This is a genomic window from Bythopirellula polymerisocia, from assembly GCF_007860015.1.
GTDB classification, from domain to species: domain Bacteria; phylum Planctomycetota; class Planctomycetia; order Pirellulales; family Lacipirellulaceae; genus Bythopirellula; species Bythopirellula polymerisocia.
On record NZ_SJPS01000001.1, the window covers coordinates 619,599 to 638,504 of the forward strand.

The window sequence follows — 18,906 nt, forward strand, 5'->3', positions numbered from 1 at the left end:
TAAATTGTTCTCTTCCTTGATAACTCTCAAAACCGGCATTGGAGCAGGACTTCAAAGGGAGAATTCGAGAACTGTCGAGAAAGGCATGAAAAACGCTATAATTTTTCGGTGACAGTCACCTAGAGTGATAACCATCCTCCCCAAAAGATACTGAGGTAGTAATTCCATGAAAAATCTAGCCGAACTGCTCGGCTCTGAAGCCGATGCCTTGCTGAGTCACCGTTGCCAAACGATTTCCCAGGAGGCGCTCCATTTGCCAGGCCCAGACATCGTCGACCGGATTTATTCAGCCAGCGATAGAAATGTACGCGTTTTAGGGAATCTCCAGAGATTGATAGGCAATGGCCGCCTGGGCGGAACGGGGTATCTCTCGATCCTGCCGGTCGACCAGGGAATCGAGCATTCGGCCGGGGCCTCCTTCGCGCCCAATCCTATCTATTTCGATCCGGAAAACATTGTCCGGCTGGCGATCGAAGGAGGCTGCAACGCGGTTGCCTCGACGTATGGCGTCCTGGGAATCGTCGCGCGCAAATATGCCCACAAGATCCCCTTCATCGTCAAGATCAACCACAACGAGTTCCTAACCTATCCCAACAAGTTTGACCAAATTATGTTCGGCACGGTTGAACAGGCCTACGACATGGGCGCTGCTGCCGTCGGAGCCACCATTTACTTTGGTTCCGCCGAGTCAGCGCGGCAGATTGTCGAAGTTGCGGAGGCATTCCAGCGGGCGCACGAACTCGGCTTGGCAACGATCCTGTGGTGTTACTTGCGCAATTCTGAATTCAAGAAGGACAAAGACTACCACGTATCGGCTGACCTCACCGGCCAAGCCAATCACTTAGGAGTCACCATCCAGGCAGACATCATCAAGCAAAAGCTGCCCGAGAATAACGGTGGGTACAACGCCCTCAAGTTCGGGAAGACGTCTCCCAAGGTTTACGATGAATTGACCACCGATCATCCCATTGATCTGTGCCGCTACCAGGTGGCCAACTGCTACATGGGGAGATGCGGCTTGATCAATTCAGGAGGAGCCTCCAGTGGCAGTGGCGATCTGGCCGAGGCAGTCCGCACGGCAGTCATCAACAAGCGCGCCGGAGGCATGGGTCTCATTAGTGGCCGCAAGGCGTTCCAACGACCCATGGCCGAAGGCGTGCAATTGCTCAACTCGATTCAGGATGTTTATCTCGATGCAAAGGTGACGGTCGCGTAATTCCCTTCAGCCACGAAGTGGCGCCAGTCAATAGCCAGGGTGCGTGAGCCCCTGGAAGGAATGAAAAACGAATACACAGCCTCGAAGAGGCGACAGAAGGGTCGACTCAAGAACTACTGCGGTAGCTTGATCAACTCCTTCTATCGGGCGGCATGACTTAGCTCGGTCTTTCATGGGCAACTTCAGCGCGCTGTGTCAAGAAAAATATCGCCCACGCGCCAGTTCCAAAAAACGGTTGGCTTTAGAGAGTATCACGCATCAATGAGTATTTGAGACGTGCTTGGCTCTTCGTCGCCATCTGCCAAGAACGCAGACCTGCGCCGCGATCGACAGCAGCAACCATGTTGCCGGCTCTGGCACGGCAGTGGTGGAAGCAAGTGTGGAAGCCTTTAGCACTGGGTCAAGGATCAGCAACATGCTTTTAGATACGCCGTCAATTGTTCTGCTTCCTTGGGCGATGATTGTGGGCCAGCCATTGTCACGGCGATCCGTCAACTCCATTGCACTTTCAAAGTGTGCACCATCGAGACTCGCTACATCAATTAAATCTGCAATATTCAGAAGACCATTCCCTTCGCTCCAATCACCGTTCAGCAGAGTATCATAGTTCAGTAGGGCATCCCCGTCATTGTTTATAAACGCAGTTAACCAGTCAGATGCATTCGCATCGTCTGCGCCCACTGGAAGGTATTCAGACGTTCCAGCCGCCCAACTCGCGGCGAATCTCCTTGCATTAGACTTTTTGCCCCTCGTTTGTGTTCTTAGGATTCCAATTGCGGTGATATCGCCTTTGTCATTCATATCGATGGGGCCTACATCCCCAATTTGATACTCGGAGCCGAATGAATTAATGTATGGCTCTGCAAATTCAAAGTTAGTGTGATCAAAATTCATCCGAAATAGTTTTTGTTCGCCAGATACTGAGTTAACAATACGTCCTGCTATTATTGCGGGATCAGATCCGATGCTATCCGAAAGCTGCAGGGCATCGAAGTCCTGAACCTCCCACCCTGAGGGAAATTGAACCTTTTGAATAGTTGCGGGCGAGTTCCAGTTTCCTATGAGAAGACTCTTTTCGACGATGCCACTAACGGTCTTCTCTGATGAGATAAGGATGTCCAGGCTATTATTAATTCGTAGTGCACTCTCCTTATCTGCGTTCGTATCGAAGGGTCCAAGGACCGATAACTGGTACGGAGAGCCGCCGCTGGTTGCAAGCAAGAATGGTTTAGTAATAGTATTTTCAGAGCTAAACGGCTCGAGGTTCCCAACGATCATTCCATTGCTGTTGACTCCTATTGCGCTGCGAGTGTGCCAACCATCGTCGATTCCTCCGACCTCCAAGGCGAAAGCTGCTTCCGCCGGCGAGAGGCTTGCCTTTTCTTCTGGCGAAGTCAAAAAGAAAGAATTGCTGGAAGATATCGATGGCAGGTACGCTGTCGCGCGGCGGCCAACTGGCGTGTCGTTAGTCCAGCCGACGACAGCAGAGGCATCGTCATGGTTACTGTACTGAAAATTGCCACCCGGTAATCCAACTGAAGTTACCAAGTAGCTGACCGGGGCAGTCGGTGCAGGCGGGTCGCCTCCTCCAGGATTGCCACCTTTTTTTTTGGCGAGGCACTCGCTCGTAGCAACCATACTTACTACTAGCGAAGCTGCTAGCGGCAAACATAGTCGGAGAGTCGCTCGAATCAACATGTTTTTTTCTTCCTTGCTTGATCTCTTGATTGTGAGAGTGTGAAGTGAATTGCTCGAAGGCATAGACTTGGCCAAACCAATACTCACTGACCGGAACGGTAGTTGGAAATCGCACCTAGCCCGAGCGCCAACAGGAAAAGTGAAGAGGGCTCGGGTACTGTTGTGCCCCACGGAACGTCGAGGCGGATCAGCCATGCGGTTTCTAGTCCGTCGGAGGGATGGTTCTCAGGGCTGGACCAACCAGTGAAGTATTGGCCGTTGGCTGATACACTTTGGATGCTGGTGAGATTCCATCCTTCGAGTGCATCCCCCATCCCGTAACGGTCAATGAGAACTTGCTGAAAGTTCTCCATGCCAGCGGCTTCACTCCAGACGAACGGAATCTCATCGGGATAGAATCCACTCCTGCCAACAATCAATCGACCGTCGGGAGTCATGTCACGGACTTGCGAGTCCGCCTCTCCGTTTTCTCCCTCGGTGCCGGGCAAAAACCCCAAACCCACGACGCCTGAATCCGCAGTCCAGCGGAACGCTTCGAGATCCGTTCCTGATGAACCATACGTTGTACCTGCAATAGTTGCTCCATCCGAAGAAACAACCGCAGGGTTAGGGCGTAATCCGCCATCGTCTGGTGCCCCTACAATTCCTGTGCCCAACATGCCATTGGATTCGCTCCACGTGAATACTTCGTATTCTGCCCCGGCAGACTGTCTATCAATACTTGTGCCAACGATTATGGCACCATCGTCAGAAATGTCGCTAGGATAAGTCGCATTGTTTCCAGCCAGATGTCCGAGTCCGACCAGCCCATCCTCCTCGGTCCAACGAAACGGCTCTGGGTTGTCATCACTTACTGTAGTGATAGTGCCAATTACTACGCTGCCATTATGAGAGACGCCATTGGCGGTCGTCGCTCTAGTCCCAGGATTAGGGTCGATGCCTTGCATTCCTCCGATTGTATTCTGGATAAACGCCGTCCGAGTATAAGATGCATCGTCGTCGTAAGAGTATCCGACTATCGTCGAGCCATCTCTTGAGAGCGGTTGACGCCCATTCTCGCCAGCTCCACTTGAGTCGCCGCCAGGTAACGGGCCTAAGCCGACCATTCCGCTCACATCGGTCCAACGAAAAGCTTCGGAAACGCTTGGATCTCCGTATCGCATGATTCCTGCTACGACCATTCCGTCATTAGAAACGCCATACGCACGACTATTAATGCTCGATAGGTTCTCTAGCACAATGAAATCAGCAGCGTGAGTCAGCTGGCAGGAGGCAGCAACGATAAGAAATGCAGAGAGATGAAACACCCTCACAGATTTGACAGTTCGGACGGCATCGATTTGTTGCTCATGATTCATTGGAAGATTCTCCAGGTTTGGTAAGGAAGTAATGAGGTGTTAAGTGGCGAGTTGTACGCAGCTTGTAAAGTAATTCACCGATGGTTCATGAGTTCGTTATTCCTCTTTTTGCGTCGGTTGCCGATCGCGAGGTGTGGTTTCCGAAGCCCCCTCGAGCAACCGGGGTTGCGCTGATGGTGGCGGAGCCGGATTTTTTGGAATCTCAACCGCATTCTCTGACTCGCACCCGGTGACCACGAACAGCAGGATCGCCACTGATATTTTTTGAAACTTAAATAGCATCGTTGTTTTCTACCTAGCCTGCAGGAAAGTTCTCACCAGTCAGAAGATGCGGGGGCGATCTCACCATCGTACATCCCGCCGATGGCAATCAGCACATCGGGATCGATTTGCTTGCTCACACCATGTACCGAACCGTCGACATAACAAAACTGGACGATGCCTGGGTGTCTGCTCCCAAAATGCAATGGATGGCTGTCGCTGAGGCCCTGACCCACATGAAGCGGGCCGGCGCCCATCCAGGCATAAGGGACTTGCTCATCTCCAAACATGCCCAAACCCTCACCAAACAAGAGCGTTCTGCTCGCGCCATCGAGAACATTTGTGAATTGGTTTTTAGACCGGTCGGTAAACACTCCCTGGTAGTCGTCCCAACTGGTATCTGTTGTGCCCCAGGCCCCTGCACAACCGTGGTAATTGGTCATGCCCAGAAGCAAATCGGCAGGCTCTCCTCTGGACAGCGCTGTAGCATGCAAGTACATACCGAAGAAAACGTCGTAATAATGAATCAATAGAATGGCATCCTCGGGCTCATGAGGTGCCGAAGGACAGTGAAGCATCGGGATTTGAGTCTGGGCGATGCCATAGGTCGGCGCATCGAACCACCAATTGACACCGATTTTTTGAGGGTCAAGCTCGACTTCAATCCGCATGGCGACCTGACCGAGTTCCAACTGAGGCAACAGATAGGGCAAAGTACCCACGAATTGATGGTTTTCTTGTATAGGCGGCACTTCGATTGGCTGGCCCGGACCCAAGTAACCTGGCGGTAGTCGACGATTGCTGTCGTGGTACTGATGTGCCGCGATGCCTAATTGCTTTAGTCGACTTTGGCACTGAGTTCGTCGGGCCGCTTCGCGCGCCGACTGGATCGCTGGCAACAGGAGGCTAGTCAAGGTGCCGATGATGCCAAATACCACGAGTAATTCCGTGAGCGTAAAGCCTCGACGCGAACGGTTCATGGCTGCAGCCTTTCGCCAAAGGATTTGTCAGCCGTCAGTTGCTGCAATCCAAGCAGATGGGCTGCTTCCGCACGCAGGGCAACCAGTTCGACGTTGTTCGGATTGTGTTGTTCAAGCCACTTGGTGGCCTGCTCATACATCTTCCTCGCCTGTTCGCTTTGACCGGCTTGGTGATAGGCCATTGCCAGATAGAACCATCCGTAGCTGTCGGCGCCGGAATCAGCCTCAGCAAAGTCGGCGAGAAAGTTGACGGCATCGGCAGACGATCCACCCCGATACCAGCTGACTCCGTTGGCGACACTCATCACAACAAGGCCTTCATTGAAATGCGCAGGTTCCTCAACTAACTGCTGGTCGTAGACTGAAGCGCGCTCGTCGGGAAATTGCTCGAGGAACCAGTCCAGATCAGCTTGTGTGTGAACGCCACTGAGGGTGGTGGCGGTGCTGGGAGTGTATCGCAGTAGTCGCTGCCAAGTGCGGGCAGCCGACATGGCCATAGCGTCGTCTTCGGCGTGGTTGGCATCCCGCAGTAGCTCCGCCAGGCATGCGCGGGCGTTGGCTTCGACAACTCCAAATCGTGGAAGCGGATACGTGCTTCTCAGAACATAGGCAGCGCGCACAGCGTCGGCGAGCACTTGCTGAGATTCGTAAAAACGATTCAACTCGCCCAGGGTGCGGCCACGGCGAATTTCAATCTCAACAAATTGGCGAAACGCTTCCGGCTCTGCATACCGTGCCCATTCAGCTTCGTGGGTGATGGCGTAAGTCATCAGCATGTTAGGCGACACGTCGCTGCGAAGTGCGATCTGGGCTTTTTGCTGAGCGCGGCCGAGAATCTCATTGGCAGCCTCCCACCGCTCCTGTGCAATTTGTACGTCGGCCAACTCAATGAGCGCCGCGACTTGGATCTGCTTGAGTTGCCGCGAGTCAAACGAATCATTGGCCAGATAGGCCAAACGAATCTCTGCATCGCTGGCCAGTTTTTCGGCTTCGTCCAAGTTGCCTTGGAATCGCAGTACTCGCGAGAGCGCCACACGGCTCCGCTGGAAGGCCAGCTGGTAATCGGAGGACTTTCTCTCCGATTTCCACGCCGCCTCAGAGAAAGCGACTGCCTGGCGTGTGAGCTGCTCCGCCTGATCAAGTCGCCCTTCGCGCAACTCGAGTGCAGCGCGGTCGAGGTTGTTTTGCACCATAGCCAGGCGATAGTTGGCGTCGTTAGGATAATCGCGGGTGAGTGGTTCCAGCAGTTCGCGAGCGCTGTCCCACGCGGCAACTGCCTTGGGGAGTTTTTCGTGAGCGGCATGCAGCGCGCCGAGCCCTTGATAACTGGCGGCCAGTTCCGCGCGGCGGTCGGGATCGTCGACGAATGCATCGAGCAACGCTTCATGAGTCTTGATCGAGAGATTGTAAGCACTGTTGGCCTGACGGTATTGGCCGAGCTTATGCTGAATCTGTGCCACGCGGCCATACGAGGTGCCTGCTTCCCACTGCGACTGGGGATCGTCGCGGGCTTCTTCCGCGAGCCGCTGATAGATGCGGAGGGCTTTTTCCAAAAAGCCGCGCTGGGTCGGCGTGATCTCGCGATCCTCGGCGATCCAGTCGCTGGCAAGCTCGGAGTACATTTGATCGACAGCCAGCCGGGCGAATTGCAAACTGTCCTGCGCATCGTCGAGGGCGATCGCAGTTTGCGAGCGAGCCCGATTGAGGACCGCCATCCCAACCCCCAACAGGACTGTCGCCAAGAGCGAGCCGCCGAGCAGCATCGTGACCAGCGCCACATGACGCCGCATCCAACGCTGTGTGCGATTGGCTAGCGACGGCGGCTTGGCAGCGATAGCGCGATCCTCGGCAAACGCCCGTAGATCAGTGGCCAGCTCCCCAGCCGATTGATACCGGTCGGCAGGCTCTTTTTCCATCGTCTTCGCCACGATCGTTTCCAGATCAGTGGGAACACGTGCGTCGACTTGCCGCAACGCGGGGGGTGCCTTGTCAGAGATTTGCTGGAGCAATTTGGCGCGGTCTTCACAGTCGAACGCCGGTCGCAACGCAATCAGTTCAAACAGGGTGGCTCCCAGGGCGTGGATGTCTGTGCGGAAGTCGACCATCACCGGCTTGCCGGCGGCCTGTTCGGGGCTCATATAACGCAAGGTTCCCAGAATGTCGCCGGTGAGCGTGACGCCGGCCTCGCTTTCCAGGCGTGCCAGGCCAAAATCGGTGATCCAAACCTGGGATTGCTGATCAATTAGCAAGTTCGCCGGTTTGATGTCGCGGTGGACAACCCCTTGATTGTGGGCATAGTCGAGCGCGTCGGCGGCATCGGCGATCAACTTCGCAACACGCCGGAAGTAGTCCTGGGGATTCTCTGTCCGAACGGTTGAGAGCGCAGCCACCGTATCGATTTGGGATTGATGATTTCTGATTTCTGATTGCTCGGCTGCAGTGTCTCGACTAACCTCTAGCCTCTGACCTCTAGCCTCTTCACTCTCCCGTTCCTTCAATTCGAGGATCGCTTGCGCCAAACTACGGCCTTCGACCAGTTCCATAGCGTAGTAATGCACACCGCGCTCGACGCCGACCGAGTAGACGCCGACGATGTGCGGATGCTTGAGCGTGGCAGCGGCGCGGGCTTCGTTTTTGAATCGTTCGAGTTGTGGCGGACTCAGCGTCGCCGCGAGGGGCAAGACTTTGAGCGCCACGCGACGACCGAGCGAGATTTGCTCGGCCTCATACACAACACCCATTCCTCCACGGCCTAGCTCATGCAGGATGCGAAAATCTCCGAGCATGCCCGAGGAAGCGCGTGGAGGCCCGGCAGCAGCTGCATGTGGCTGGGTAAAGGATTCCGAGACGATCGAGTGGTCGAGGTTAGCCATCGCCTCCAGCGTAGGAAGCAACCTTTCCAGTTGTTCCCGCTCCTCTGGATAATCTGCCGTGAGTACGTCGAGGTCGATCGATTCCGTGTTGGCCAGTTTTTCCGAAACGAGCATGACCAACCGATCTAGCTCGGAGGAAGCGACCAAAGATTCAGATTGTGAACAAGTAGACGACATAATAATCAGTCGTGGCTAAGCAGTTGGTGAAGACGTTGCACTGCGCGACGGTAACGGGAATAAACGGCCTGTTGATCGATACCCAACACGGCGGCGATTTCTGGAACACTGAGTTCTTCGAGATGTTTCAGCACGATCACTTCATGGGCTGCCGGTGGCAGGGCGCTGAGAGCTTGTTGCACACGGTCGCGCACCTCTTGGCGGAGTGCTTGCTCGCTAGCCGTGGCACCGGTGGCCAACATGTGATCGACCAGCACCATTCGTGAATCGCCTGACAGTTCAAGGGGGCTAGCCTCGCGGCGGACACTGCGACACTCCGCGTCGATATGGCGCCGCGTCATTGCGATCAACTTGTCCCAGGCTATTCCGCGGAGCCAGGGATAGAAAGGGATCTGGCGATCAGACGCGTAACCAGGCAGCCGTCGATGGGCCTCAGCAAGCGTGTCTTGCACCACGTCGGAGGGATCAAGTCGCGCGGCCAACCGTGGATCGATGCGGAGATTCACCATCCGGCGCAGCCGCTGCTCGTGTCGCGTCAACAAGGTTGCGACGGCCGACGAGTGGCCTTGGCAAACGCTGTCGAGAAGTTGGTCGGTGTCCATGAGGAAAGTCTGTGCTGAGTTGAGATGTTTCTCCACTACCCCTAAACCAGCAGCCGAGTCTCAGATCTGGTCGCACATTCTCTCAGATTTGGCGAAAAAAGCAAAATTTGCCTTAGAAAAGGCCGCGGAGGGGCAATTCCCGGCGGTTTCCCCCACCTAAGTGGTCCGATTTATCGTGGGGTTGCTGATGCGATCCACGTAAGTCGATTTGCAATAATATCTTCGCATCAGAAGGGATTAAATCCATGTTTGCGCTCAAAACGACCGCCGCGGCTTCCTCCTCATCCTTTCAAAACCCCTCCCCCATAATTCATTGCTTTGCAATGATTTACGTCTCCGCGCCTCCGCGGTAAAAACTCTCCCCCCAGTCCCCAGTCAAATAGAGGCTAGATGTTAGAGGGCAGAGACCAGGAGGAAGTAGGGATACAGTTCGCAATTCGATCAATCCATCACTCATAAACTTCCCCCCCTTCTGCGACCCTGCGCCTCCGCCGAAAAAACCCCCCAGTCCCCAGCCCCCGCATCCCAGCCCCTTCTTCTCTGACTAGCGCCTAGCAACCAGCGCCTCGCGCCTACTTCCCAGGTGGTCAAAAATAGTCTCTAAACTCTGCCCCCTGATTCCTTATAATGACAATCGCAAAGCACAGGTTTTCACTCCAGCCAATGAACTGAGAAGTTCGCACCGGTTCAGATGCAGCGGACCAATCGACAGTTCCATCAGTTGGCCAGAGGACGACCGGTGCTGCGCGAAGTTTGTTCGATGTCTGCGCTTGGGGCGCCCCATTTTCCATCGAGAGCAATTCCAAAAATAGATTTCGCCACAGAGATCCCAGCGCTGCCCCTAGCCGCAACCTAAACAGGGAACAGGAAGATGGGTGACGTGTCAGATGTTTATGGAAGAAGTAGAACGCGGATAGACGCTGATTGGGCGGATTTGCGCGGATCAGATTGATTGTCTCGGTACGAATCAGCGAAAATCTGCTGAATCCGCGTTTGTCCGCGTCTAATTTCCCCCCCTCTTTGATTCTTGTTGAGATAGATTTAGCCACCGAGCACACCGAGAGAAGGTTACGAACTTCAACCTTCCTCTGTGAACTCTGTGTCCTCGTTGGCCATGTTATTCCCCCCCTGTCCTCAGGCAGGCCGGGGCTATCTGTTATGGAAGGAGAAGAGAGGCGAGGACACCCGGGCCGTGCGGCATAGGAGACGAGCGAGGGGTTTTGTTTTAAAAACTCCGGTCCACCGACGGTGTCGCATTTTACGTAAGCCTTGGCTCGCCAACGAGTTGAAGCGATCCGCGCCGACGAAAAGTGGGGGGGTTATTTAATAAAAAAAAGTTCCGATGAAAAATAGTACGTGCGTTGGATCATCGAGTCGTTTCAAAACTCTGGATGAAGCATGAGTTGATGGCTATGACCACCACAAGGGCTGAAGGCGTTTGGTGGCGCGAATTACCAGCGCGTTGAGAGTGAGATCAGGCTCCAGGGTAAGGGTCGGGGGCGCCGACCCATACTATCTCTCCCCTGGCCCCTCTGCTGTGGCCCTCCGCTGGTGATATGACTCAACAATTTGCAAATCCTCGGTTGTTGTGGGCACGCTTCTCTGTGTATTCGAGCCTGAAATATCGTTGTAACTGAGTGGCCATCTAACCAAAATCGCTGCAAATCGCCACGGAACCCATTGAACAACCACCTTTTGCAGCTACAATATATGTAGCTGCAAGAACACTATTTGCACACACAACCTCGGCGAGACCTATATATATGTCAAAAGTCACTATTACCCGGGATGAGTTCCTCGCAGACCGTCAGGGAAGAACCTTTGCTGATGTACTAAATGACCCGGATCAGCCCTTCGAAGAAATGCTCGCCTTTTTTAGTGATGAGAATCGGCAACGACGCATGGAAGAATCCGAAGTTCACCACGATCGCGCCCCCATGGCGGGTGTGGTCCGCGAACTTGAATCTCTACCAGCCATCAATCAGTTTCTCTCGGAAATCCATGCACAACGAACTCAACGATTGCGGCAAGCGATTGGCGTCCTAGTTCGCATAATCATGCAACGCCGCGGTTGGAAGAAAACTGGTAAAAAAGGCTCCCTAGGAGTTCGCGCTGATGCGACTGCGCATGTTCCGGCCCACAACTCGGGTGGATTGGCTCTGTGGTTTGTCCGAGCCGAACGCTATGAGCTGGCAGAAGGAATGCCGTTCCGACCGGTATCAGTAAGATCTAAAGAACTACAGGCAGGACGCGCAGAGCGATCGACTGCTTAGCGTTGAAGCTTGTGAAGGATCAATTCCCACGTCGCTCTTAAAACCATTCGCAGTTTCGCTCAAAGACGAAGGATTCGCCTGCCGCATCCGTGTCGATAGCATTGAATTCGCTCGTGAGGTTCTCCTGAGTTTGAGCAATGCTTTTGTCTTTAAAACGAGTAACCCGATGCAGAGCAGCTGGAATCCGCCCCAGTGCATCTTTTGGATCGCGTATGGCTCTCAACTCTCGCACCGTAAATTAGTAGGCCTGTTGTCCGCAATTCCTGGAGTGGAACTCCGATAGCGCGACGCAAGGATGAGAGTTTAGCTACCTGAAGTTCAAAAATAATGCAGTTCAAGTTACTAGAATCACCGCTCTTCTCAAAATTTCGCGCATCATGGCTTTACCGTCGCGGAATATTGCATGCAAGACTAAGCAAGAATGTATTGGCGGTCGCTGATTACACGAGCGTGATTGAAATGGCAGATGCGCCCGCCAGTATTCGTACAATGGCTCTCTACAATCGAGCACTGGTTTACTGTGCCACGTCGTGCGGAGTGCAGGCCGTTGAGGACCTCCAAAAGGTGTTAGAGATGCCTGGTGCGTCGGAACAAGTTAGAACTGAAGCGCGCAGAAAGCTCGTCAGAATGCAGCGCAGTTCCAATCGGGCCGACTCGAGCAACCCGCGCGACGAAGCATACCCCGAGGGAGGAGTTCCAGAGAAAAATCGTCCCGACTCGTCAACGTAAGCCCATTCAATTCGAAAAGCATTACCACGATCCTTAGCAACCCAGGAGAACAACTGATGATGAATGAGAGTGATGCCACGCGAGAGTGGCGGCAGCTTTTTGAGGGGCAGTCTATTACCACACAATTGCTGGTTAAAGCTGAGTCACTGGTAGGGCAGTTGCCATCGGAAAGTCCATTGCGATTGCGCTTTGCGACTGAGATCGATGAACTACGCCACCTAAATCAACCTGCGATTTCGAAGAAAAAGCGTTGAAGTACAAATATTTTCCAGCATCCAGGAACATCCATGAACAATAAGAAACCACACCCGCTCGCGAGTCCATCCAAAGCAAAAACATGTCCGGTTTGTGGTCATTCATCGTACTCACCGACCGGCGTCCATCCTCAGTGCTCGGTCTCGCAAGCGGACGAACCGCGGCGGCTGCAATTGGCTGCCGATAGAAGGGCAAGAGTTGATTTGGTCAAGAACGCTACCTAAACAGTAGCTATTTCTGGTGCTTTACTCGAATGATGCGACGACTGAGCGAACAAGTTGTCTTGCGGCCGAAGCACCTGGAATCAGGAGATTCGCTACGGTTGCAATACGGTGCCGCTGATACCTGTATTGTATTTGCAGAGTTCTCACAAAGTGAATTAATTGAGGCCTTAGAATGATCTTTCTCCCCATACAGAATGCCATACACTCTCAAGGAGTCCCCGCATGGCTTATACAGACCTACGAAAAATCGCGTTTGTTGGTGACTATCTACCTCGCAAGTGCGGCATCGCAACCTTCACTCACGATCTCCGAAGTGCAGTAGCTCTCTACGCACCCTCTGAATGCATCGTAGTTCCGGTAGATGACATTGCGGACAGCTACGAATATCCTCCAGAAGTTCGCTTCCAGATCACTGAACAAGACCTGGGGTCCTACCGTCGTGCTGCTGATTTCCTCAATTTCAGTGACGTCGATGTCGTTTCTTTGCAGCATGAATTCGGTATCTATGGAGGCCCTGCTGGTGGGCATATCTTGGCGTTTTTGCGCGACCTTAGGCGACCCGTTGTAACCACGCTCCATACGGTACTGCCGCACCCCAGTGACAACCAAAAACGTGTTATGGACCAATTGATCCATCTCTCCGCACGTCTGGTTGTAATGACCGAGCGAAGTCGCTCTATGCTTCGCGAGGTTTACAAAGTGCCTGAGAAAAAAATCGATCTTATAGTGCATGGCATTCCAGATCGTCCCTTCGCCGATCCGAATTTCTACAAAGATCAATTTGGAGTTGAAGGGAAATCCGTTGGTCTGACATTTGGCCTGCTCTCACCAAACAAGGGCATTGAATGCGTCTTGAAAGCACTGCCCGAGGTAATTCGAGAATTTCCCAATTTCATGTATATCATTCTAGGAGCCACCCATCCGAGTCTTGTTCGAACCGAAGGCGAAACCTATCGGATAAGCCTGGAGCGAATGGCCAAAGAACTGGGGATCCAGAAGCACGTCAGCTTTTACAATCGCTTTGTCGAATTGCACGAGTTGACCGATTTCATTGGTGCAGCTGATTTGTATATCACACCCTATTTGAATGAAGCCCAGGCCGTTTCTGGTACGCTTGCCTACGCGTTTGGCTGCGGCCAGGCTGTAATCTCAACACCGTATTGGCATGCCGAAGAACTCTTGGATGACGATCGTGGAGTACTCGTACCGTTTGCTGACTCTCCTGCGATTGCTCGAGAGATGATTTCGTTACTAGGCGACGATCAGCGTCGACACGCGATGAGAAAGCGTGCCTATTTGTTGGGTCGCGAGATGGTCTGGAGTCACGTTGCCGGACTGTACCTCAATTCATTCCAGGTCGCTCGTCGTAGTCCTACACAAGTTCCCAAGCCGTTGGCAGTTCGAACCTTAGAAGAACAACCACTGGCAATGCCGAGCTTAAATCTAGACCACCTTCTACGAATGACAGATTCGACCGGGATCTTGCAGCATGCATGTTATTCAATTCCAAACAATCAAGAAGGCTATTGCACTGACGACAATGCCAGAGCGTTGATTCTAACAGTGTTGCTCGAAGAACTGGGCAAAGATTCGCGAGAAGTGCATCAGTGTGCTTCCACCTACGCCGCCTTCCTCAACTATGCGTTTGATTCGGAGACGGGAAGATTTCGCAACTTCATGAGTTACGACCGCAAATGGCTCGAGAAAGACGGTTCGGACGATTCACAAGGCAGAGCGATCTGGGCGCTGGGAACTTGCATCGGCCGGTCGCAGCGGAGGAACCTCCAAGCCTGGGCGGTCCAACTATTTGAACGAGCATTGCCAGCATGCGCGGAAACGACTTCCCCACGAACTTGGGCCCTCGCTCTTATTGGCATCCATGAATATTTCCGCCGACTTAGTGGAGATCGACTGGTCAATCAAATGCGAGAAATCTTGACCAATAAACTAATCGGATTGTACGAAAACGTCGCTACCGACGATTGGCCGTGGTTTGAGGAGATAGCCTCCTATAACAATGCCAGACTCTCACAAGCACTGATTCTCAGCGGTAGGTGGGGAGGCAACGAGCGTGCCCTCGAAATCGGACTCAAGTCGCTCCGCTGGCTTGCAGAGAAGCAACTATCACCGCTCAGTCGTTTCCGCCCAATTGGCAGCAATGGATTCTCACCACGAGGCAAACCAGCGGCGGAGTTCGACCAGCAACCGATCGAAGCTCATGCGATGGTTTCGGCTGCGATCGAAGCTCGAAATGCGGACGACGACCACTTTTGGAGTGACCAAGCTCACCTCGCTTTCGACTGGTTCCTGGGTCGGAATGATCTAGGGCAACCTCTCTACGACACAGGAACTGGAGGCTGCCACGACGGTCTACAAGAGAATCGACTCAATGAAAACCAGGGTGCCGAGTCGACTTTAGCTTTCCTGCTTTCACTCTCTGAGATGGAACTCCTGGAAAGCTCGGTAGCAGTTTTCCAACCGTCGTTGTCGACGGTATTGAAATCGACTACAGAAAAAGTAACCCGATTGGGCTTAGTACATGCAACTTGAACGAACTGGGATTGTACTTGCACCGAACAGTCGGCGCGTAGTCCTCCGCAACTTTACCCCCCCCGGGGATCAGCGCAAGCTGAAAATTATTGCCCGCATCGCCATGCTCTCGGAAGCGGAAGTAGATCGGCTCCTAGAAAACGTTTTCGAAGAATTCAATGGCCGCCATCAAAAACCACGAGAGTTCTTCCTCAGGCGATATGAGGCGGTACGAAGCTACGTACTCACCGACACAACATTGAGTGAAAATCGTCGTATCTTGATTGGTGCCTACTTCACTCAAGAATACGCACTCGAATCGGCCGCACTATTTAATCCGTCGATCGTTTGGCATCCTGATCAGACTAATCTACCAGAGGGATCTAAACGATTTGCACTAAGTCTCCGAGCGACTGGTGAAGGCCACATTTCTTCCATTACTTTTCGCTCCGGCGTGGTGGACAATTCAAATGCGATCAGAATTGATGACGCAACTCGTTTTGTGACAACTCCTGATGCGGTTCCAGATTCTTTATACGAGAAAGCTCTTTTCCAACGGAAGCTAATCGAACTTGGACTGGCAAACAGCTTTGCCGAACATGTGCTCTCACGCCTTGAGGAGAATTTTACCCTAAAGCAATTGGAAGCCACGATCCAAATCACTATCCGCGAAAATCGTGATCAAAAAGAGTCGCTAACGTTATTCTTCAAATCAATCATCATGCTGGCGAAGTCCAACTATGAGCTCACTTACAGTCCAGAGCACGGCCTCTCGGAGCGATTGATATTCCCCTTTGGGCCCACGGAATCCAACGGAATCGAAGATGCCCGCTTTGTGGAGTTTCAAGAAGAAGACGGCTCAACGCACTACTACGCAACCTACAGCGCCTACGACGGCAAAATGGTACTCCCGCAGTTGCTGGAGACGGACGACTTCCTCCACTTCAAGATGCATACCCTCAATGGACCAGAAATTGCCGACAAGGGTCTCGCGCTCTTTCCCCGGAAGTTAAACGGACATTATGCCATGCTCTCTCGGCAGGATGGTGAAAACCTGTTCCTGATGTATTCGGACATGCTCCACTTCTGGTACTCCAAAGAGATCCTCTTGAAACCTACCTTTCCTTGGGAGTTTGTGCAGGTGGGAAATTGCGGCTCGCCCATCGAAACCGATGTTGGGTGGCTGGTGCTCAGCCATGGGGTAGGCCCCATGCGAAAATACTCGATTGGAGCTTTTTTGGTAGACCTCGACGACCCGTCTCGCTTAATCGGACGACTGAAACAACCCCTCGTGACACCGAATGAAAATGAACGTGAAGGGTATGTCCCCAACGTTGTCTATAGTTGCGGGGCCGTGGTACACAATGGCCAATTGATCGTTCCATATGCGATGTCCGACTATGCCACCACTTTTGGAACCGTCCCACTTGATGAATTGCTAGCAGCTATGGAACCAGTGTAAGGATATTTTTTGAATTGGGAATTTTCGCTTCGTCCAACTTTTCTTGCAAAAATTGGGCCGCCACTTGTGCTATTACTGATCTTGCCAACCCAGACCTTGGCGACGTTGTTCCAAGACATGCTTTCAAAACATTACCCTCAGCACTGACTCAATCCTCGATCAGCACGGCCTCTGGCCGTATAGTCCACTGCGGATGATGCGTAGTAATCAACTACATTGCCAGTTGCGACCACAACACACCTGCTGCGATGGCCGAGCCGATTACTCCAGCCACGTTCGGTGCCATGGCATGCATGAGCAGATGGTTTTGAGGGTCCTCGTTCAATCCGATTACATGCACGACCCGGGCGGAATCAGGTACGGCAGAAACTCCCGCAGCTCCCAGAAGTGGGTTGATCGGTTCGTGGAGAAACAGGTTCATGAACTTGGCAAATAGAATGCCACCCCCGGTTGCCACGGCGAAGGAGACTGCTCCGAGTACAAAGATTAATATCGAGGTGGGCTGCAGAAAATGATCAGCACTCGTACTGCAACCGACGCAGAAACCCAGCAGGATCGTCACAATGTCGATGAACACTGTGCGAGCCGTGTTGGCCAAGCGTTCGGTAACGGTGCATTCCTTGAGTAAGTTGCCAAAGAAGAGCATGCCAATCAGCACCAAGGCTCCGGGAGCCAGCAATGTGCAGATTAAGAAAGCAGCAATCGGAAAAATAATCCGCTCGCGCCGAGAGACATGGCGAGGACGCTTCATTTTGATGAGTCGTTCTTCCCGAGATGTCAGAAGGTACATGATCGGCGGTTGGATCACTGGTACGAGGGCCATGTAGGAGTAGGCCGCGATTGCGATCGCGCCCAAGAGCGAGGGGGCCAGTTTCGAGGATAGAAAAATCGCTGTGGGTCCGTCGGCACCGCCAATGATTCCTACGGCACCTGCTTCCTGAGGAGTGAACCCAAGGCAGAGTGCACCCAAGAACGTCAGAAATACCCCGACTTGAGCCGCAGCTCCCAGCAGCACAAGCTTGGGGTTGGAGAGCATAGTTGAGAAATCGGTCATCGCCCCGATCCCCAGAAATATGAGCGGTGGATAGACACCTTTCTCAACACCGAAGTAGAGATACCGCAGCACACTCCCCTCGTCGTAGACCCCCAGACTCATGCCCTCGACAACAGGAATATTACCTACCACGATTCCAAAACCAATGGGAATGAGCAATAGCGGCTCGTAGTGTTTGGCAATGGCCAGATACACAAACAAGAGGCCAATCACGATCATCGCAACGTTACCAACATGCATGCCTGGGAAAGCAGTCGTTTGGTAGAGCTGTGCTGCTTTGGAGCTCAAGTATTCAACAAACTCCATGGATGATGGCTCCGATCAATGCCAGAAACTCTCTGTTCTAAAACTTATTTTTGTGGAATGTGGGAAGTTTGGATTTGCCAGCGCCCTTGCTGTGGCCAAGCCATGTCGCGGCTCGTGAGCTCGCGAGTATGGATGATGCGATGGGGCTTTCCCAAGGCCTCGGAGACTGCCGCGGCAATGACGGCAATTACTTCATCAGATATCTCCCCTTCACGTGGTTTCGGTGGATTTAGGAGTTGTTCTGCTTGGGGTAAGTATTTGTCCAAAACTGCCATGATATGAGGTAGTCTTGAAATAAACATGCTGATAAAAATCAGCGCGAAGAAAACAATAAACATTCCCATCAGCGCCAGTGGGATGCCCGTATCATGCCAGAGCGGCTCAAGGCTGAAGTTGAGCGAGATGCCGAGTGTCAGGGGATGTAAAAACGAGCTTATCATGCGTATCTTCTGCGAACTGTCGGCTAAGAGTCGGTGAATCAGGGATTCAGAATGCTATTCCATAGCGAGCAATTCTTGCCCTTCCTGAACATTGTCGCCTTCTTGAACACTGATCGAGGCGACCGTTCCCGACGAAGAGGCGGTTATTTTGTTGTCCATCTTCATTGCTTCCAAGACGATCAATACCGTTCCGGCGGTTACTTCGTCTCCTTGCTTGACGAGAATCCCTTTGATCAGGCCAGCCATAGGGCTCACCACGGCTCCCGCCGAATGACTGGCGGCGGGTTGCGGGGCGGCAGATGCCGCGGCAGGTTCGTGAGAGGCCTGGGGGGATCTGGTTGCTGCTTGAGAATGCGGGCCAGGAAGAGGGTTGGCAGAAACTTCTTCCCCCAGCACCTCAACTGTTACATCGTAGGTCTTCTTGCCTACCGTGATTCTGAGTTTTTTCATGCTAGATTTTTTCGACTCG

Annotated in this window: 14 protein-coding genes; 6 read left to right on the forward strand and 8 right to left on the reverse strand. The window is 53.0% G+C overall.

Features of this window, described 5'->3' with window-relative positions:
• Nucleotides 1-166 precede the first annotated feature (166 nt).
• Nucleotides 167-1,216 carry a class I fructose-bisphosphate aldolase gene (locus Pla144_RS02510; protein WP_146447737.1) on the forward strand — a complete coding sequence of 350 codons (1,050 nt, stop codon included), beginning with the start codon at nucleotides 167-169 and terminating at the stop codon, nucleotides 1,214-1,216.
• Between the two features lie 258 nt (nucleotides 1,217-1,474).
• On the opposite strand, the gene Pla144_RS02515 is transcribed toward Pla144_RS02510, so the two are convergent.
• The 5 genes from Pla144_RS02515 to Pla144_RS02535 form a co-directional block, all read right to left on the reverse strand.
• Nucleotides 1,475-2,914, reverse strand: coding sequence for a PEP-CTERM sorting domain-containing protein (locus tag Pla144_RS02515; protein WP_197530336.1), 1,440 nt, complete (start codon nucleotides 2,912-2,914; stop codon nucleotides 1,475-1,477).
• Between the two features lie 83 nt (nucleotides 2,915-2,997).
• On the reverse strand, nucleotides 2,998-4,272 hold the full coding sequence (locus Pla144_RS02520) for a PEP-CTERM sorting domain-containing protein (protein WP_146448981.1): 1,275 nt from the start codon (nucleotides 4,270-4,272) through the stop codon (nucleotides 2,998-3,000).
• Between the two features lie 314 nt (nucleotides 4,273-4,586).
• Nucleotides 4,587-5,513 carry a DUF1559 family PulG-like putative transporter gene (locus tag Pla144_RS02525; RefSeq protein WP_146447739.1) on the reverse strand — a complete coding sequence of 309 codons (927 nt, stop codon included), beginning with the start codon at nucleotides 5,511-5,513 and terminating at the stop codon, nucleotides 4,587-4,589.
• A complete protein-coding gene (locus tag Pla144_RS02530) occupies nucleotides 5,510-8,563 on the reverse strand; it encodes a serine/threonine-protein kinase (protein WP_146447740.1) in 3,054 nt (1,017 codons plus the stop codon). Before Pla144_RS02530 ends, Pla144_RS02525 begins: the two co-directional genes overlap by 4 nt.
• A gap of 5 nt (nucleotides 8,564-8,568) precedes the next feature.
• A complete protein-coding gene (locus Pla144_RS02535; protein ID WP_146447741.1) occupies nucleotides 8,569-9,165 on the reverse strand; it encodes a sigma-70 family RNA polymerase sigma factor in 597 nt (198 codons plus the stop codon).
• Between the two features lie 1,763 nt (nucleotides 9,166-10,928).
• On the opposite strand from Pla144_RS02535, the gene Pla144_RS02540 reads away from it, so the two are divergent.
• The 5 genes from Pla144_RS02540 (at nucleotide 10,929) to Pla144_RS02560 (ending at nucleotide 16,637) form a co-directional block, all read left to right on the forward strand.
• Complete coding sequence (locus Pla144_RS02540; RefSeq protein ID WP_146447742.1) at nucleotides 10,929-11,438, forward strand: hypothetical protein; 510 nt, start codon at nucleotides 10,929-10,931, stop codon at nucleotides 11,436-11,438.
• Nucleotides 11,439-11,897: 459 nt separating this feature from the next.
• Nucleotides 11,898-12,167: a hypothetical protein gene (locus tag Pla144_RS02545; RefSeq protein WP_146447743.1), complete on the forward strand. Its 270-nt coding sequence runs from the start codon at nucleotides 11,898-11,900 to the stop codon at nucleotides 12,165-12,167.
• A gap of 56 nt (nucleotides 12,168-12,223) precedes the next feature.
• Nucleotides 12,224-12,421, forward strand: coding sequence for a hypothetical protein (locus tag Pla144_RS02550; protein ID WP_146447744.1), 198 nt, complete (start codon nucleotides 12,224-12,226; stop codon nucleotides 12,419-12,421).
• Nucleotides 12,422-12,868: 447 nt separating this feature from the next.
• Complete coding sequence (locus Pla144_RS02555) at nucleotides 12,869-15,196, forward strand: glycosyltransferase family 4 protein (protein ID WP_146447745.1); 2,328 nt, start codon at nucleotides 12,869-12,871, stop codon at nucleotides 15,194-15,196.
• A complete protein-coding gene (locus tag Pla144_RS02560) occupies nucleotides 15,186-16,637 on the forward strand; it encodes a glycoside hydrolase family 130 protein (protein WP_146447746.1) in 1,452 nt (483 codons plus the stop codon). The genes Pla144_RS02555 and Pla144_RS02560 overlap by 11 nt, the downstream gene beginning before the upstream one ends.
• A 211-nt stretch (nucleotides 16,638-16,848) precedes the next feature.
• On the opposite strand, the gene Pla144_RS02565 is transcribed toward Pla144_RS02560, so the two are convergent.
• From Pla144_RS02565 to Pla144_RS02575, 3 genes are read right to left on the reverse strand one after another with little or no spacing between them, the layout of a single operon-like run.
• On the reverse strand, nucleotides 16,849-17,997 hold the full coding sequence (locus Pla144_RS02565; RefSeq protein WP_197530337.1) for a sodium ion-translocating decarboxylase subunit beta: 1,149 nt from the start codon (nucleotides 17,995-17,997) through the stop codon (nucleotides 16,849-16,851).
• A gap of 44 nt (nucleotides 17,998-18,041) precedes the next feature.
• Complete coding sequence (locus tag Pla144_RS02570) at nucleotides 18,042-18,437, reverse strand: OadG family protein (RefSeq protein WP_146447747.1); 396 nt, start codon at nucleotides 18,435-18,437, stop codon at nucleotides 18,042-18,044.
• Nucleotides 18,438-18,491: 54 nt separating this feature from the next.
• Nucleotides 18,492-18,887 (reverse strand): biotin/lipoyl-containing protein, encoded by a 396-nt coding sequence (locus tag Pla144_RS02575; protein WP_146447748.1) that lies wholly within the window; start codon nucleotides 18,885-18,887, stop codon nucleotides 18,492-18,494.
• Between the last annotated feature and the right edge of the window lie 19 nt (nucleotides 18,888-18,906).

Coding starts and splice junctions, on each gene's coding strand:
- Pla144_RS02525 (WP_146447739.1), bottom strand. CDS start 5,513: ATGAACCGTTCGCGTCGAGGCTTTACGCTCACGGAATTACTCGTGGTA.
- Pla144_RS02570 (WP_146447747.1), bottom strand. CDS start 18,437: ATGATAAGCTCGTTTTTACATCCCCTGACACTCGGCATCTCGCTCAAC.
- Pla144_RS02515 (WP_197530336.1), bottom strand. CDS start 2,914: ATGTTGATTCGAGCGACTCTCCGACTATGTTTGCCGCTAGCAGCTTCG.
- Pla144_RS02540 (WP_146447742.1), top strand. CDS start 10,929: ATGTCAAAAGTCACTATTACCCGGGATGAGTTCCTCGCAGACCGTCAG.
- Pla144_RS02555 (WP_146447745.1), top strand. CDS start 12,869: ATGGCTTATACAGACCTACGAAAAATCGCGTTTGTTGGTGACTATCTA.
- Pla144_RS02575 (WP_146447748.1), bottom strand. CDS start 18,887: ATGAAAAAACTCAGAATCACGGTAGGCAAGAAGACCTACGATGTAACA.
- Pla144_RS02530 (WP_146447740.1), bottom strand. CDS start 8,563: ATGTCGTCTACTTGTTCACAATCTGAATCTTTGGTCGCTTCCTCCGAG.
- Pla144_RS02545 (WP_146447743.1), top strand. CDS start 11,898: ATGGCAGATGCGCCCGCCAGTATTCGTACAATGGCTCTCTACAATCGA.
- Pla144_RS02550 (WP_146447744.1), top strand. CDS start 12,224: ATGATGAATGAGAGTGATGCCACGCGAGAGTGGCGGCAGCTTTTTGAG.
- Pla144_RS02535 (WP_146447741.1), bottom strand. CDS start 9,165: ATGGACACCGACCAACTTCTCGACAGCGTTTGCCAAGGCCACTCGTCG.
- Pla144_RS02520 (WP_146448981.1), bottom strand. CDS start 4,272: ATGAATCATGAGCAACAAATCGATGCCGTCCGAACTGTCAAATCTGTG.
- Pla144_RS02560 (WP_146447746.1), top strand. CDS start 15,186: ATGCAACTTGAACGAACTGGGATTGTACTTGCACCGAACAGTCGGCGC.
- Pla144_RS02510 (WP_146447737.1), top strand. CDS start 167: ATGAAAAATCTAGCCGAACTGCTCGGCTCTGAAGCCGATGCCTTGCTG.
- Pla144_RS02565 (WP_197530337.1), bottom strand. CDS start 17,997: ATGGAGTTTGTTGAATACTTGAGCTCCAAAGCAGCACAGCTCTACCAA.